Source organism: Clostridium sp. HGF2, assembly GCF_964240115.1.
Classification (GTDB): domain Bacteria; phylum Bacillota_I; class Bacilli_A; order Erysipelotrichales; family Erysipelotrichaceae; genus Clostridium_AQ; species Clostridium_AQ innocuum.
The window spans coordinates 1-17854 of sequence record NZ_CAXSSO010000012.1 but is presented as its reverse complement, the minus strand read 5'-3'; the positions used below and the strand labels follow the sequence as shown (position 1 = coordinate 17854).

At 45.6% G+C, this 17854-nt stretch carries 7 protein-coding genes and 1 tRNA gene; 5 read left to right on the top strand and 3 right to left on the bottom strand.

The features are described from left to right. Positions 1-69: 69 nt before the first annotated feature. From ACESPQ_RS17440 to ACESPQ_RS17430, 3 genes are all read left to right on the top strand, one after another. The gene (locus ACESPQ_RS17440; RefSeq protein WP_373144613.1) at positions 70-4281 is read left to right on the top strand and encodes a DNA-directed RNA polymerase subunit beta; all 4212 of its coding nucleotides are present in this window, start codon (positions 70-72) and stop codon (positions 4279-4281) included. Positions 4282-4285: 4 nt separating this feature from the next. Next, the gene (gene rpoC, locus ACESPQ_RS17435) at positions 4286-8146 is read left to right on the top strand and encodes a DNA-directed RNA polymerase subunit beta' (RefSeq protein WP_008728941.1); all 3861 of its coding nucleotides are present in this window, start codon (positions 4286-4288) and stop codon (positions 8144-8146) included. Positions 8147-8301: 155 nt separating this feature from the next. Then, a tRNA-Ser gene (locus ACESPQ_RS17430) sits at positions 8302-8390 on the top strand. 586 nt (positions 8391-8976) lie between these two features. Here the strand turns inward: ACESPQ_RS17430 and ACESPQ_RS17425 are convergent. From ACESPQ_RS17425 to ACESPQ_RS17415, 3 genes are all read right to left on the bottom strand, one after another. Then, the gene (locus ACESPQ_RS17425) at positions 8977-9276 is read right to left on the bottom strand and encodes a hypothetical protein (protein ID WP_002607391.1); all 300 of its coding nucleotides are present in this window, start codon (positions 9274-9276) and stop codon (positions 8977-8979) included. Positions 9277-9384: 108 nt separating this feature from the next. Then, positions 9385-9945: an IbrB-like domain-containing protein gene (locus ACESPQ_RS17420; protein ID WP_373144612.1), complete on the bottom strand. Its 561-nt coding sequence runs from the start codon at positions 9943-9945 to the stop codon at positions 9385-9387. Next, positions 9946-11268, bottom strand: coding sequence for a phosphoadenosine phosphosulfate reductase (locus ACESPQ_RS17415; protein WP_373144611.1), 1323 nt, complete (start codon positions 11266-11268; stop codon positions 9946-9948). Between the two features lie 770 nt (positions 11269-12038). Here ACESPQ_RS17415 and ACESPQ_RS17410 point away from each other — a divergent pair. Both ACESPQ_RS17410 and ACESPQ_RS17405 read left to right on the top strand, forming a co-directional pair. Next, entirely contained in the window at positions 12039-12662 is a 624-nt protein-coding gene (locus tag ACESPQ_RS17410) for a superoxide dismutase (protein WP_002607394.1), read from the top strand. Positions 12663-12819: 157 nt separating this feature from the next. Beyond that, a complete protein-coding gene (locus tag ACESPQ_RS17405) occupies positions 12820-17082 on the top strand; it encodes a DEAD/DEAH box helicase (RefSeq protein WP_373144610.1) in 4263 nt (1420 codons plus the stop codon). Positions 17083-17854 lie beyond the last annotated feature (772 nt).

Sequence of the window (17854 nt, the reverse complement as noted above, 5' to 3'; positions counted from 1 at the left end):
TACTAAAATATTAAAATGGGTTTTTATGCCTTATTTTGATAGGTGAAACTTGTAGAAAGGATGGCGTACATGGACAAAAAACAGCCTTATCGTATTGTCGCTTCCGGTAAAAAGGCAGAGCGTCGAGACTACTCAAAAGTAAGCGGGCATCTGGAACTGCCAAATCTGGTAGAAATCCAGACAGACTCCTTCGAGTGGTTCAAGAACGAAGGAATTGGGGAAGTTTTCAATGAGATTTACCCGATTCAAAACTATGGAGGAAATATCAAGCTGAAATTCGCCGGCTATGAATTCGGAGAGCCGAAATTCAATGCGGAGGAATCAATGTATCGCGAATGTAATTTCGCGGCACCTTTGAAAGCCCGTATGGAGCTTGAAATTACAGATAACACCACTGGTGAGGTTATCAACAAGTGGGAGGATGTCTTCCTTGGGGACTTCCCGCTGATGACGGAAACCGGTACCTTTATTATCAATGGTGCGGAGCGTGTCATCGTTTCGCAGATTGTGCGTTCCCCGGGTGCGTACTTTTCCACTGGTTATGAGGAAAAAACAGGGAAGGAATCCTTTGCCTGCGAATTGATTCCAAGCCGTGGAACATGGCTGGAGTTTCTGACAGAAGTGAAAAAGGCGTCTACAGGACGTGTTTTAAACATGAGCATTGACCGGAAACGTAAAATGCTGTCTTCCATTCTGTTCAAGGCGATCGGTATGTCTGTGGATCTTGACAGAAGTGAGGATGCACATGACACGATGCAGATCAAAACCTTCCTGAAGGCTATGGGAAGAGATATCGTGGAAAATGTAGCGATTGATGATGAGGATCGTGAGTTCATGAATCTGTACCTTACATTATATGCATCCTTCTTCGGCAAATACGAGGAAATTGAAAACACACTGTTGGCAGATAAGGTCAAGACAACACAGGAGGCATTACTGTCCATTTACGAAAACCAGCGTTCTGATGAAATCCCGACACTGGATGGTTCCATCACGTTAATGAATGCGAAGTTCTTCGATCCGCGCCGTTATGACCTGACAAAGGCCGGACGTTATAAGCTGCGCAAGAAGCTGAACGCGATCAACCGTGTTGATAAGCACCATCTTGCGCAGGATATTCTGGATGCGGATGGCAATGTGTTTATGGCCAGTGGTACGATGGTCAACCGTGATGAGCGAAATGCACTTCGCAAGGAGCTGGAAAAAGGTATGCATGTCAATGCATTCCCGTTCAATCCGCTGTTCAACCATCCGGATAAGGTATATGTACCAAGCAGCAATCACCTCGGTCTTGTCGGACGTGTTCTGGCGGGCGATGTGGAGCTGGAAGACGGTACGCTGTATGAAGGAAGCATTCTGAGTGAGCAGGATGTGGAAGCAATCGTCAAGGGTGTGGAAAAGGTAGCTGTACATGGCGGTATCATCGCCAAGAAGGTTGCTTTAACAAGCGCTAACGTGAATGCCGTATTGAACTACGGACAGAGAATGTACGCGTTTGCCCGTTTGACGGACGCAAATGGAGAAGATGTAGTCAACGAGGAAGGCGATTTCTTCGTGGATGGCTATACTCCTCGCCACAAGCCGGAAGCACTCAGTGTGACTGCCGTAGATGAAATCAAAGCAAAAGTTAACAACGGTGCTGTATTATATGCATGGCTGGTCGGGGCTGCGATTCAGGAAATCCTGATCCGTGACCACGACGGTGCAGTTGTGAAGGTTATGGGAAATGACCCGTATGCTGACAAGCACACCATTACTATTTCCGATATGTACGCATTCTATGCCTACAATCTGAACAATATGGAGGGTGTTGGAGATACCGATGATATCGATATGCTGGGGAACCGTCGTATCCGTTCCGTCGGAGAGCTGATTCAGAATCAGTTCCGTATCGGTTTAAGCCGTATGGAGCGTGTTGTTAAGGAACGTATGTCCATCGCGGATATCGCGACCCTGACACCGAAGAAGCTGACCAATATCCGTCCGCTGACAGCGGCAATCAAGGAATTCTTCTCCTCTTCGCAGCTGTCTCAGTTCATGGATCAGCAGAATCCGCTTGCTGAGCTGACAAACAAGCGTCGTATTTCCGCATTGGGACCTGGCGGTATCACCCGTGACCGTGCGAGCTACGAGGTTCGTGACGTTCACAGCTCTCACTATGGGCGTATCTGTCCGATCGAGACACCGGAAGGTCCAAACATCGGTCTGATTTCCAATCTGACGACGTATGGAAAAATCAATGAATACGGCTTTATTCAAACACCTTACCGTATTGTAAATGCGGATGGAACCGTACAGGAAGAGGCACTTTACCTGTCTGCGGATGAAGAAGCCGATTATGTAATCGCACAGGCCAACGAGGTTGTTGAAGGCCGTCTGATCAACGAGCATGTCGTTGCACGTAAAGCCGGAGATACCATCATCGCAAGACGTGAAGAGGTAGAGCTGGCCGACGTTTCTCCGAAACAGATCGTATCCGTTGCGACTGCCTGTGTACCGTTCCTGGAAAACGATGATGCTTCCCGTGCCCTCATGGGTGCGAACATGCAGCGTCAGGCCGTTCCTCTTCTGCAGCCGCATTCTCCGTATGTCGGAACCGGTGTGGAATTTAAAATCGCAAAAGACTCCGGTGTCGGTATCGTCGCAAGAGAAAACGGTGTCGTGGAATATGTTGACTCTCAGAGAATCATCGTCAGTGAGAATGACGGAAACCGCAGAGAATACCGTCTGCGTAAATTCCAGCGTTCCAACAACGGAACCAATATCAACCAGAGTCCGATCATTTCCAAGGGAGAGCGCATCGAAAAGGGGGATATCCTTGCCGATGGACCATCCATGGAGCGCGGAGAGCTGGCATTAGGACAAAATGTTACCATTGCCTATATGACATGGTACGGTTATAACTACGAGGATGCCATTATCATGAGTGAACGTCTGGTTCGCGATGATGTGTATACATCCATTCATATTGAGGAATACGACATTGACTGCCGTGAAACAAAGCTGGGGCCAGAAGAAATCACCCGCGATATTCCTAACGTGAGTGAAAACGCATGCCGTAATCTGGACAGCCGTGGTATCATCATGGTCGGTGCAGAGGTTATGGAAGGCGATATTCTGGTCGGTAAGGTAACGCCGAAGGGGCAGAGCGAAATCTCTCCTGAGGAAAAACTGCTGCTGGCTATATTCGGTGAGAAATCACGTGAGGTACGTGACAACTCTTTGAAGGTACCGCATGGTGGTGCCGGAATCGTTCACTCCATCCGCGTCTTCAAAAGAAGCGAAGGACACGATCTGCCGCCTGGAGTCAATGAAACAGTAAAAGTATACATCGTTCAGAAACGTAAGATTTCTGAGGGTGACAAAATGGCCGGACGTCACGGTAACAAGGGTGTCATCTCCAAGATTCTTCCTGTAGAGGATATGCCTTACATGCCGGATGGAACACCGGTTGATATCATGCTGAACCCGTTTGGTGTGCCTTCCCGTATGAACATCGGTCAGGTACTGGAAATCCATCTGGGATATGCTGCCAAGAAGCTGGGTGTGAAATTCTCCACACCGGTATTCGATGGTATCAACAACACCGAGCTGAGCGATATCATGAAGGAAGCGGAAATGACCGTGGATGGAAAACAGGTACTGTATGACGGACGTACCGGGGAACCGTTTGATGAACGTATTTCCGTCGGCGTCATGTACATGATCAAGCTGGCCCACATGGTTGACGATAAGCTGCATGCCCGTGCAACCGGACCATACTCTCTGGTAACTCAGCAGCCGTTGGGTGGTAAGGCACAAAACGGTGGTCAGAGATTCGGTGAGATGGAGGTCTGGGCACTGGAGGCTTATGGTGCCGCTCATACACTGCAGGAAATCCTGACAGTGAAATCCGATGATATCGTTGGTCGTACAAAGACCTATGAAGCAATCATCAAGGGAAAAGATATTCCGGAACCGGGTATCCCGGAATCCTTCCGCGTATTGAAGCACGAGCTGCAGGCTCTTGCCATTGACGTGAAGATGCTGGATGAAGACGGTAACGAAGTAGATATCAGCAAGGAGGATAACAGCGAAGCAGCTGCAACTCTGCCTCCGATTCCTGCCGCTGAGCCTGTCGGTGAGGAAGACATCAATGATCTGGAAGTAGAAGAGGAAGATGCTGTCGCAGATGACGAATCCGAAGATGAAATTCTTCTGGATGACGATGCAGAGGCTGATGACTTCATAGAAGATGAAGACATTGAGCTGAGCGATGATGAAAACGAAGAGGAGGCGTAAGTAAATGAGTGTTAATAATTTTGCCTCAATTCAGGTAAGCCTGGCTTCACCTGATAGAATCCACGAATGGAGTCATGGTGAAGTAAAGAAACCAGAGACGATCAACTACCGTTCTCAGAAGCCTGAAAGAGATGGATTGTTCTGTGAAAGAATTTTCGGACCGAGCAAGGACTGGGAATGTTACTGTGGAAAATATAAGAAGGTACGCTATAAGGGGGTTGTCTGTGACCGCTGTGGTGTAGAAATTACAAAATCCAGCGTTCGTCGTGAACGTATGGGACACATTGAGCTTGCGGCTCCGGTTGCGCACATCTGGTATTTGCGCGGTATTCCAAGCCGTATGGCACTGCTGCTGGATGTAACACCGAAGCAGCTGGAAGAGGTTGTATACTTCGTGTCCTGGATTGTAACAGATCCTAAGGATACAAAGCTGGAATACAAGCAGGTGCTCTCTGAACGTGAGTACCGCGAAAATATGGCAATTTACGGTCCGGGCAGCTTTACTGCCCAGACTGGTGCCGAGGCTGCGCTGACGCTGCTGACAGAGGTTGACCTGGAGGCTGAATTCAAGCATATTCAGGATGCACTGGAGTCTGCACAGGGTGAAAAGCGTAAAAAGCTGATCAAGCGTTTGGATACCGTAGAAGCCTTCCGTAACTCCGACAATAAGCCGGAATGGATGGTAATGACGGTAATTCCGGTAATCCCGCCTGATCTGCGTCCGATGCTGCAGCTGGACGGCGGACGTTTTGCGACAAGTGATCTGAATGATCTGTATCGCCGTGTCATCACACGTAACAACCGTCTGAAAAAGCTGCTGGAGCTGGGAACCCCGGCTATCATCGTACAGAATGAGAAGCGAATGCTGCAGGAAGCGGTGGATGCGCTGATTGATAACGGACGTCGTTCCAAACCGATCACCGGAGCCGGTGGACGTGCATTAAAATCTCTGTCACATTCCTTAAAGGGAAAACAGGGACGTTTCCGTCAGAACCTGCTCGGTAAGCGTGTTGACTTCTCCGGTCGTTCTGTTATCGCGGTCGGACCGGATTTGAAAATGTATCAGTGCGGTCTGCCTCGTGAAATGGCAATTCAGCTGTTCAAGCCGTTTGTCATCAATGAAATCGTAAATAAAGAAATCGCAAGCAATCCAAAGACTGCGGAGAAGCTGATCGATCGTCAGGATCCACGTATCTGGGATATTGTGGAAAGTGTCATTGACGGCTATCCGGTTCTGATGAACCGTGCGCCTACACTGCACCGTCTGGGTATCCAGGCCTTCAAACCGAAGCTGGTGGAAGGACGTGCTATGCGTCTGCATCCACTGGTATGTACTGCCTTCAACGCCGACTTTGACGGTGACCAGATGGCTGTTCACGTACCGTTGAGTGAAGAAGCAAGAGCCGAAGCACTCGTCATGATGCTTGGTAGCAACAACATCCTTGGTCCTAAGGATGGAAAGCCAATCGTTACACCTGGTCAGGATATGGTCATGGGAAACTTCTATCTGACGATGGAAGAAACCGCAGAGGAATTCTATCAGGAGGCTGACCGCTACAATGCGGTAGACTGCCCGAAATCCGCTGCGATCTGGACCCGCTATGGTGATAATGAGGGACATGTGTTTGGAAGCATCAATGAAATCCTGATGGCATATCAGACACAGCAGATTCATCTGCACTCCCGTATTGCGATTCCTGCACGTGCATTAAAGAAAGAAAGCTTTACAGAAGAACAAAATAAGAAATACCTGCTGACGACCGTTGGTAAGGTAATCTTCAACAATATGTTCCCAACCGACTTCCCGTTCCTGAACGAAGTCAGTGCGGAAAACTTTGTCGCAACACCGGAGCGTTTCTTCCTGGAGATGGGAAAAGACGTGAAGGAGGCAATCAAGTCCATGCCGGTAACCGCGGCTTTCAAAAAGAAGGACCTCGGTAAAATCATCGGTGAAATCTTTAAACGCTATTCCACAGAGAAAACAAGTGAGATCCTTGACCAGATCAAGGATATGGGATTCCAGTATTCCACCGTTGCCGGTGTTACCGTATCCCTGTCCGATATCGAGGTCGCACCTCACAAGGAAGAGCATGTGGAATATGGTAAACAGAAGGCCGAAGAGCTGAAAACACTGCGTAAAAAGGGTAAGCTTACCATGATGGAGTGGGAGCGTCACCTGAATAAGCTGTGGGCGGATGTCAAGGATGATATCGCCGAGGAGCTGCTGGGAAACCTTCCTCGTAAAAATCCAATCAGTATGATGGCGCGTTCCGGTGCCCGTGGTAATACCTCCAACTTTACACAGCTGGCTGGTATGCGTGGTCTGATGGCAAAGCCAAACCAGTCCAAATCTGCCAAGGGTGAATATGTTCCTACCATCATAGAGGTTCCGATCTACTCCTGTTTCCGTGAGGGTCTGAATGTGTCCGAATTCTTTATCTCCACACACGGTGTGCGTAAAGGTCTGACCGATACCGCCCTGAAAACAGCCGAATCTGGATATCTGACACGTCGTCTGGTTGACGTAGCACAGGATGTTATCGTTAAGCAGGAGGACTGTGGAACGGATAAGGGCTACTGGGTGGAAGCAATCGTTGATCGTAAGACAAATACGATCATCGAGAGTCTGTTTGACCGTCTGGTAGGACGTTACAGCAAGCAGGAAATCACAGATCCGAAGACCGGAGAGGTCATTCTGGAAAGTGATGAATTTATTACCGATGCACTTGCACAGAAGGTTGTGGATGCCGGTGTTGAGGGAATGTATATCCGTAGTGCGTTTACTTGTAAATCCATCTATGGTGTATGTAAGAAATGTTACGGACGCAACATGGCGACCGGCAAGGATGTTGAAGTCGGAGAAGCTGTCGGAATCATGGCTGCCCAGTCTATCGGTGAGCCAGGTACGCAGCTGACCATGCGTACCTTCCATACCGGTGGTGTGGCAAGTGCCGACGGTGGAGATATCACACAGGGTCTTCCTCGTGTCGAGGAGCTGTTTGAGGCTCGTTGTCCGAAGGGTGTTGCCGTACTGGCACAGATCACAGGTGAAATCACCGATGTTCATCAGATTGATACAGGATATGAGGTTACCGTATCCAATGATAAAGAAAGCATTGTCCACAAGGTTACCCTGATCCAGGCAATTCGTCCTTGGATGAAGGTGGGAGCACATGTGGAAGCCGGTGACAAGATTACCGAGGGTCAGGTTGATCCGAAGGAGCTTTTAAAGGTTGCCGGTGTACGTCAGGTACAGAACTACATTCTGAAGGAAGTCAAGAAGGTTTATCAGAGTCAGGGTATTGAAATCAGTGACAAGCACGTTGAGGTTATGATTCGTCAGATGCTTCGCAAGGTTGTCGTACTGGAAGGTAACGATACACACCTGAACCCTGGTGTTCAGATTTCCCTGACGGAAATTACGAAGATCAACCGTAAGGCACTGCTGAGCGGTCAGGTGCCGGCTACCTTCAAACCGGTATTGCTGGGTATATCCAAGGCGTCTGTTGAAACAGATTCCTTCCTGTCTGCCGCATCCTTCCAGGAAACCACAAAGGTTCTGACCGATGCCGCAATCAAGGGTAAAAAGGATTACCTGATTGGTCTGAAGGAGAACGTTATCATCGGTAAGCTGATTCCTGCCGGAACCGGTGTAGGCGATGAGCGTCCAATGAATCTGATTATCGGAGAAAAGGCAAAAGAACTGAAGGAAATCCGTGAGGAGCGCAACCATAAGGAAGACGATGACAACTTTATGGCATACGTGCCTGCCGGTCCGGAACGTCTGACCACTGAGATGGTTCAGCAGATCATGGACGGTGAGGATACCACCCTGGAACAGCCTGCTGTAGAAGTACAGGAATAACATAAAAAACATGTAGTAGCGGTGCTCTGCCATACTGCATGTTTTTTCTTATCATTTTAAAAAGAATATAGAATGAAATATCACATAAAGCAGAACGATTTTACAAATAGTCTTGAAAAAGGCCTGTATTCTGTTATATAATCTTCAATGGATATGCAGCAGTGGCAGAGTTTGGTTTAATGCACCGGTTTCGAAAACCGGCGTGTCATTGACACCGGAGGTTCAAATCCTTTCTGCTGCGCCAGAAAAAGATACAGGTATATTTACATCCCAGAGGCAAACGTAGACTTTGCGATGCTTTTATACCTTTTTATATGCTAGTTTAAAGAGGCAATTATTAGGATTATAAATAACTTTATTATGCAAAAATGCAGAGAAGGGGAAGCTATGATAAAATTCTTAAGTAGGTTTTGTAGGATTCTAACATTTTCTCAACAAGCTGATCTACCATATCAAAAGAATTATGCTGTGAACGTATCAAACGATTATGGTTCAGTATGGAAGCCGATTGATTAAAATGAAAAATATGTCAAAAAACATAAGGAATGTTATTATCTGGTATATTATCTTTATTTTTGCTACATGGTTTTTCCTGTCACTAACTCTGTTGAATGCATTTGATTTTCTGATATGGTATATTTCCATTATATCGTTGGCTTTACTTATCGCCATAAGTATTATAGTCTGTGAACTCTTTAAAGCTTTGCAAACTATGAATGAAAAGTAATTATACAAATATGTGAAGATGGTTTTAATTTTCTTTCATAAATGTACTTAATTAAGTGAGAGTAGAGTGGTCTGGTTTGGTATAAATTATGAAGGCTGATGTCTCATTGACACAAGTTATTGAAAAAAGGCGATCGAATGAAAGGGTTAAACCTTGTTTGATCGTCTTTTATTGTGCCGAGATTAACAGCTTTGATTATCTTTTGTGATAAGAAACGTAGAATCAAGCAATTCGTTGGCGCATATGCAAATAGGGTTTCATAATCCGTGTTCTTTGGATCATTCTGCAGCTTTGTTAACTCATGCTCCATTGTATTGTAGAATGCATCATACTTTTTCCAAAATTCCTTTTTCTGAATCATTCTTATATTAAAAGACCAGAATCCGACATTCTCTGTTGTCATTTCTATGATCTTCCTTTTTTTTGTCAACTTTTTTAACTAAATGGCATGTTGAATACAGCCGAACGTTTTTTTACGTTTATTGATTCCTATAAATTCAATCTAACTGTTTTAAGCATCGACAAATTGATCCTCAATACTCTGCAGTTGCTCCTCATCCTCAACCGGTTCCCATGATTGACTGAAATCTACCTCTTTAAACAATGCGGCAAGTCCTGTAATCTGCTTTAATCTCAGTATTTCATCACGATCCATACCCAAATGCTTTGCAATCCATGCATCTGAACGTCCAAGCTCATGTAATTCCTTAACAATGTTACTCATCAAATCCACATCGTGACTACCTCTTGCTCGATTGTGCCGTATAGTACTGGCCATACGCTGGTCAAGCGGCTTATTGATTACTGAAACCGGTAAAACCCCCTTCTCACGCTCATAGATATCCGGGTATTCCTTCATGATGCGATATCTGTGAAAGCCGTCAACAATGATATAATGATCGCTAGCCTCATCGTAATAGCATACGATTGGCATGGTGTAGCCGTCGGCCTTTATACTGTCATACAATAATTTCATTTCAGGTGGCGCAACGGCATTCGGGTTATAATCATTCGGTATGATTTTTTTTATTGGAACTGCACGTATATGATAAACCGGACTCTTACTCATCATCTAAACCTCCGTACCCTTGTATTTTTCTTTTAAATGATCCAGTCGTCTCTGCTGTTCCCGTGTTAATCCAAACCCCATGGAACGGCAGATATGGTCATTCTTTAAAATGCAGAAGCACATACGCTTCCAACTGGGGATATCCTTTGTGGATTTTATATCGTCGGTATCATCCGGTATACGATCCAGAAATATGATTCTGGAATTTTTAAAAATTGTATAATTGGATACCCCGTTTCGCTTTATGTGATAGCCATGCTCCTTTAGCTCTTCGATTGTTTCTTCCTCAAGCCCTCCTCCTACCGTATGCCAGAAGGTTATCGATTTATTGAATTTTTCAATATAGTTTTGCCGCAGCCGTTTGGGAAGTGTTGCCAACAGGAACATTGTATACGATTTCCAGGTATGTCCCTCCGGCAGTTTTATGGTTCGATATCCGACTGCCTTTGTTTTGGCATAGATTGCCGCAAAATTCGCTCCCTGAACACGGCCCAGCAGCTTCACCCACATCTGTGGATCAATCACGCGATATAGATTCAATGAGTCCTTAGCATAATCCTGAAATGGAGAAGCCACCCGCATTTGTGAAATTGTCAATCCCGCCTTGTAATACAAATCATACAGACTGTTATAGCTATATCCGAACTTATAATAGGCATGCCATATATCCTCGACTGACCAGTCATACAGAGGCGAACCTGTCCAAACCTCCTTGAATTGCTGTGTAATCCAGCATTTGCCTTTATAGCTGTGCTTTTTATTAACAAAACCGCTGTAACGCTGCATAGACTCATCAGCACGTAGACCCAGCAGACAAATCGTTTTTTTGTTATCATGCACACTGCGATACCATCTGCCGAATTGCTTGGCCAGATCCTCCTGATGCATTTTATAGTGATATGTCGTTACAGGATTATTTTTCAGGTTAATGACATAATCATATTCAGGCATTGGCCGTACCCATAATGTCTCTTTTTTATCATCCCATGGATACCAGTACATTTCAAAGCTGCTTAACGCTGTTCTTGTTGCCATCGGTAGGCAAAGCCAATACAATTCCACCCCGGGGCGTTTTTCCAGCATCCTGAACGTTTCTTCTACATACTCCGTAGTAGCACGGTACTGAGCTTCGAAATCCTGGTGAAATACACCGATGGATGTCGAGGGATAAAATTTATCTCGAAAGTCCAAAAGAATATTCAGCAGCAGCCCGCTGTCCTTTCCTCCTGAAAAAGACACATATACGACATCAAATTCATGAAATATAAAGTGGAGACGCTCCAATAAGGCCTGATATACATTTTGTTGCAAATATCGTTTTTTCATAAGCTATTTTGTTTACACAGCAATATTTCATTACAGGATTCGAAGAATAAACCACAAATACAAATATCAGTATGCAGAGAATCACACAAGATCACGTTCATGCCAATTCCTGAAATAAAAACATAAAGGGTATTGCAGGTCCTGCAAAAAATCTGATACGGCATATGATATCAGGAAAGCGATTGCCATGTAAAAGATGTCTCCCTCCCTTTCGATCAAGCATTTATAATTTGTCTTATTCAATGATTTGTATAATGATTTCTTCTGTTTCTAAAGCTTGCAGTGATAAATACCGATTATATAAAACAAATTATGTAATATTATAGCACTGATGGAAAAAAATGTATAGATAACGACCCGGATATTCACATAAGTAGACATAAATATAATTACATTCACGACGCAACTACTGCGAATCCTGCAGAAAACATAAGCGATAACAGGGGGGATCTATCATAGTGCGGATTTTCCTGATGTATGGAAATTCTGTAATTCTCTCAAGGATTGATCGTTGAATAGCTGCAAAAGGAAGCCTTATAAATGAATAGGAAAATACCTTTTCCAGTGTTTTATTCAAAACGAGAACAAAGGTATGCGGCAGCTGCTGGCATACAGAATGCTCCGTTTACGAAAGGGGGGGAATGCCATGTATAGCTTTTTGTTCTCTTTTCAGATTATTTTGAAAATAGAATCAAGGAAATTCAATAGGCGGTAGTGGTGAATAAAATACATCTTTCACATAGCATAAGGAGAAGGTGAGGTGAAAATCTATGAATGAACACTATCCTTTTGTATTGCCACCGCTTCCGTATCGGTATTATGCACTGGAGCCGTATCTGGAGGAACAGACCATCCGCATTCATCACGATACACTTTTTCAGGGATATGTTGACAGATTAAATGCAGCTCTCCAGAAATATCCACGCTTTCAACGCTGGAATCTGGAACGGCTGATCGTAGACAATGATCGTCTGCCTGTGGAAATACGAACTACGGTATATAATAATGCAGGCGGTGTATATAACCATGATGCCTACTTTGCAGCCATGACGCCCAAGTATCGCCGGCCGAGTAACTATATGCGTAATGTTCTGGAGGAATCTTTTGGCTCTTTTGAAAATTTCAAGGAACAAATGCTGAATGCAGGACTGCGTGTGTTTGGTTCCGGCTGGGCATGGCTGGTACAAGATCGCGGTACTAAACTGCGTATCGTTACAACAAAGAATCAGGATACGCCGCTGCCACAGGGACTTGTACCACTGCTACCGCTGGATGTCTGGGAGCATTCCTACTTTCTGCAATATTACAGTGAACGCGCTGCCTATATCAAAAACTGGTTCGCGCTGATTGATTGGAGCTATGTGGAAAAACGTTATTTAAATGAGCATTCATAAAGACCTGCACGGGTCTTTTTCGTTTCCGGCGAAGCAGATATCCTTATGAGTGGCTCAATCAGAAAAGCTGATTTGGCACAACTCCGGAAGTATGATAAAATCGTTATAAGTATACGAAATTCGCAAAACATATAAGTAGAAAGCAGGAGGATATCGAATGGGAAAAAAGAAAGACAGCTATATGCATGTGTTTACACAGCCCACTAAAGACTGGATCAGCCATACCTTCGCTGCACCAACCGCTGTACAGCAGGAAGCATGGCCTGTAATTGCGGAAGGCGGCTCTGTTTTGATCAGCGCTCCAACCGGAACAGGAAAAACACTCTCTGCCTTTCTGGTTTTTATCGATAAGCTGCAGGCATTGGCTCATCAGGGAAAACTGAAGAATCAGCTGTACCTGATTTACGTATCTCCCTTGAAATCACTCGCACAGGATATTCGTGAAAATCTGAATAAGCCCTTATCTGGTATTGCACAGGAACAAAACGGGCAAGGCGCAGCGAATATCACAATAGGCATACGTACCGGTGATACACCGCAAAGAGATCGGCAGAGAATGATCAAGCATCCTCCTCATATTTTGATTATTACACCGGAATCTCTGTTTTTAATGCTGACTGGCACTGGAGGTCAAACGATATTGCATACGGCAGAGGCATTGATCATCGATGAGCTGCATGCCCTCATTGACACCAAACGAGGTGCGCATCTCATGCTTTCCATAGCCAGGCTGGAAAAGCTATGTAAACGAAAGCTGCAGCGCATTGGCCTGTCGGCAACAATTGAGCCGCTGCAGACAGCCGCTGACTACCTGTCTCTGGATACCGTAAGCATGATCGCTCCCAGTATGCAGAAGCAAATACATATCGAGGTGAACGGCTTGACTCCTGCGCTGGGCAGAAGAAAGGATCCGGTCTGGGAGGAGCTCGCAGAAAGTGTTTATGCAAAATGCCTGGAAAGCAGAAGTGTCATCGCATTTTCAGAGGGACGCAGATATGCTGAAAAGCTGGCCTATTATGTAAACCAGCTTGGCGGTGAGGACTTTGCGCGTGTACATCACGGCAGTATGTCAAAGGAACAGCGTTTAGAGGTAGAGGCATCCCTGAGAAACGGTACACTTCGTCTGCTCTGTGCCACCTCCTCCATGGAACTGGGGATTGATGTGGGAAATATCGATCAGGTTTTACAGATTGGCTGCCCACGCTCGATCTCCAGTACGATGCAGCGTCTTGGACGTGCCGGTCACAATCCCGGTCAAACCAGCTATATGTTTATGTACCCAAGAACCTCACAGGAAACACTGTTTTGCGGTATGAGTGCAGCTGTTGCGAAAGCCGACGGTATTGAGCAGGCATCCCCGCCGAAGAAATGTCTGGATGTTCTGGCACAGCATCTCGTCTCCATGGCCGCAATCGCAAGCAGTTCCCATACGGAGCTTGAAAGAAAATGGCATCTTACCGGGATCGCCTATACGATTGACGATGTCATGGAGCTTTTGCAAAGCACCTACACCTTCCAGGATGTCAGCAAACAGGAGGTAACCGGTATTCTATGCATGCTGGCTGGTGATTTTGAGCATAAAAGAGAGGTTCCGGTTCGCCCGCGCATACTTTATGACCGATTACACGGATGTGTTCTTGCGGAAGCCTACAGCAGAATGCTCGCTGTCGCTGCCGGGGGAACTATCCCGGATAAAGGACTGTACGCGGCAAAAACTGAGGATGGTGTTAAAGTCGGAGAGCTTGATGAGGAATTTGTCTATGAAACCCGTCTGGGTGATCGCTTTATGCTGGGGGCGAATGCCTGGCAGGTTGTCGGAATGGATAGAGACAGTGTGGTCGTGACGCCAACCTATCCGCAGGGGGCTCGTCTGCCCTTTTGGAAAGGGGAAATCAAGGGGCGGAGTCTGAAAACAAGTCTGGCCTTTGGCACTATTATGAGGAAGCTGTCAGAGGCATATCGTCAAAATACACTGCAACAGGAATTACAGACGCTGGGGCTGGATGCTGCAGCAGTCGAAAATACGAGCGAGTTTCTAAAACGGCAGATCAAGGCAACCAAAATCCTGCCGGATGATCAGACAATTCTGATTGAGCATTTTAGAGATTCCTCCGGAAGTCCGCAGGCTATGCTGCATACCATGTTCGGTCGAAGAATCAATGCTCCTCTTGCCCTGCTTCTGCAGGAAGCTGCTCAGAGAGTGACCGGGACGCATATCGGAAGTGTGGATGAAGAAGACGGTATTCTTTTATATTCCTATGGTGAAGGGAAAATCGAAGAAGGGCTGCTGTACAATATCAATCCGGAAGCAGCTTCGAAAATTCTGGAAATCATGCTTCCACTGACACCTGTTTTCAGTATGAATTTCCGCTATAATGCTGCACGTGCTCTCATGATGGGAATGCGTAGAAACAAAAGACAGCCATTGTGGATGCAGCGGCTTCGCAGTACGGAAATGCTGGAAGCACTGCTGCAGGAGGAACATCATCCTCTGATTATGGAAACCAAACGCGAATGTATGGAGGATCAGTGGGATTTAAAGGGATTACTGGAAATTCTATATGCAATTCGCAGTGGGGATATCCATGTGCATGAACTGCAGCTGGACACGCCTTCCCCGTTATCACTGCCACTGCAGTGGCGTGTGGAAGCTGCTGAAATGTATGAATATACACCAACAACACCGGGGATCCAGCAGGCAGTATATGAAGAATTACAGCAAATGGAACAAATAAAGCCTTCCCTGGAGGCACTAAAGCATATGGGGAAGCGGAAAAAGACGATTCAATCTGCCAATGAGTTGCATACGCTGCTTATGATGGAAGGGGATATGACAGCACAGGAAATTAAGGCTGCATGTACGGACAAAATGGATGTTAAACATGCGGAAGGTCGGATAGCGGACTGGCTGCATGAACTGACCTCTCAGGAATTGATCACCTACATAGAACCCGGTCTCTGGATCGCCGCAGAACAGCGCGAGGAGTATGAGCAGGCACTGCTGGAGCATAAGTCTGAAGCCGGAATGCATATCATACGCCGCATGCTGTACTATCGGCAGGCACAGACGCTAAAGCAGCTGCAGGAGCGATATCTTGCGCAGGAGGAAGCTGTACAATTCTGGTTGCAGCAGCTTTGTTGGGAAAAAGAAGTCATCGAGGATGGTGGCTGCTATTATCATTCCAAACAGTATGAACGTGCAAGAAAACAAACAATTCGCAATTTACGCATTCAGGCTGTAACACAGCCATCTCATCACTATGCCGCTCTCCTTGTGAGCCGTGTTTTTCACAATGCCCCTGTCAAAGATCAGCTGAAGGATACACTGTCTCTATTCTGTAATCAGAAACATGCAGCCTCATTATGGGAAACGGTTTTATTGCCATCCCGTATAAGCGGCTATCAGCCGGAGCTGCTGGATCAGGAGCTGGCACAGGGAGAATATTTCTGGAAGCTGCATCCCGATGGCATGCTGAGCTTTCATCGTTACGAGGATATCGACTGGGAACAATCCACAGCTGCTGTAAACGACGGCAGCAGGGAAATGCAGACAGAGGACACGCAGGAGCAGCGGATTTATCAACGACTCAAAATTCAGGGAGCAAGCTTTCTGCATGCACTCAATCGTATACCGCAGGCCGGAGATGTGCATGCTAATCTACTGCGGCTTGCAGAGCAGGGCCTTGTCTGTGCGGACAGCTTTACGCCGGTGCGACAATGGCTGAATCGAAAGAAAATGAAAAAGGCAACCACTAAGCAGCAGCTCCATGCCAGAGCCTATGCAATGTCATCCGGAAGGTGGGATATACTGCGTCCGTTAAAGTCGATCCCGGAAGAGGCGCTGATTCAGGCATGCTTTCAAGAATACGGTATTGTATGCAGAGAAACCTTTCGCATATTCCTACAACAGCTGGAACAGGAACAGAATTTCAGCTGGCGGGATGCTTTGCATCTGCTTAGTATCTGGGAATTCACCGGCCGTGTACGCAGAGGATATTTTGTAAAAGGGATGTCCGGTGCGCAATTTATTAGAAAGCAGGAATATGAAGGCAGTATGCATATTCTGGCTCATCCAAAGCAACAAATCTGCTGGTTGAATGCTCAGGATCCTATGCAGCCATGGGGGAAGCTATTGGAGCATAAGGATTCTGCGGCCTTTATGAATATAGCAGGAACTGCGGTGGCTCTGGCAGGAGGAACTGCTATCATGGTTTTTGAACGTCAGGGGACTGTTTTAAAAATTTTTGATATAAGCTTGGCTGAAGAAGCACTGCATGCCTTTGTTCAGACGTATCGTGAGCAACGGATTTATCCTGATAAAAAACGTCTGCTTGTGAAAGAGTATCCAAAAGCAGCTGCAGCGTTGTTGGAAAGGGCTGGGTTTTATAAAGATATGCTGGATTATATGCTGTATCGTTAAATACATATATGAAATGAAAAAAAGCAGGCTTGCTGAATGTGCATTGCTGCCTATAAAAAGGAAATTTAAAATACATTGACCCGCGCAATCTTTTGGATTTCCTTTTTTCATATCGAAATGATTTGATACTTCTTTTTCGGTGATAACGCAGCTGGGGATACAGAAGAGAAAGAAAAGGGGTGGAGGAGAAAACCTGCAAGCCAAGGTTAATGTATTGCAGATAGATACCGATACAAAGAAGATGTTATCATTCATATATATTAAAGAATGGTAGCGAATAGAAGCTGCACTTGGTATGTGAATCACAGTGACAGTATTTGTCACATGCGAGTGTGCTGGTAAGGTGCTTCCTTGTCATAATTGCATGATTGTGATGTCTGTATATGTGCTATGATTGCGGAGAATGCTCCTTACTCATTTTGATTACAGAAGAAACGCTGTGTTAGCTGCTGACCTATGAATGTAGGAAGGAAATGAAGTACAATAGCATGCAGGAGCTGGAAAGCACATAAACAGGTGTAAAAGAAGAAAAGGTCTGTTATAGGTAAGGATTCTATAAAGAAATAGGCGATAAATTGAAAAAATGTTACATTCATAGCGGTTTAAAATAAAAAGGACAAAAAAATATAAAAAAAGAGTAGAAAATCGTTGACAATCATCTTTAAAAGAGGTATTATATACAGGCACCGAACGAAACAGCGGCGCACGAAATAGAAATTTCGGTCTTTGAAAACTGAACAGGAAACGTCAATTATTTGAGAAAACAATATTC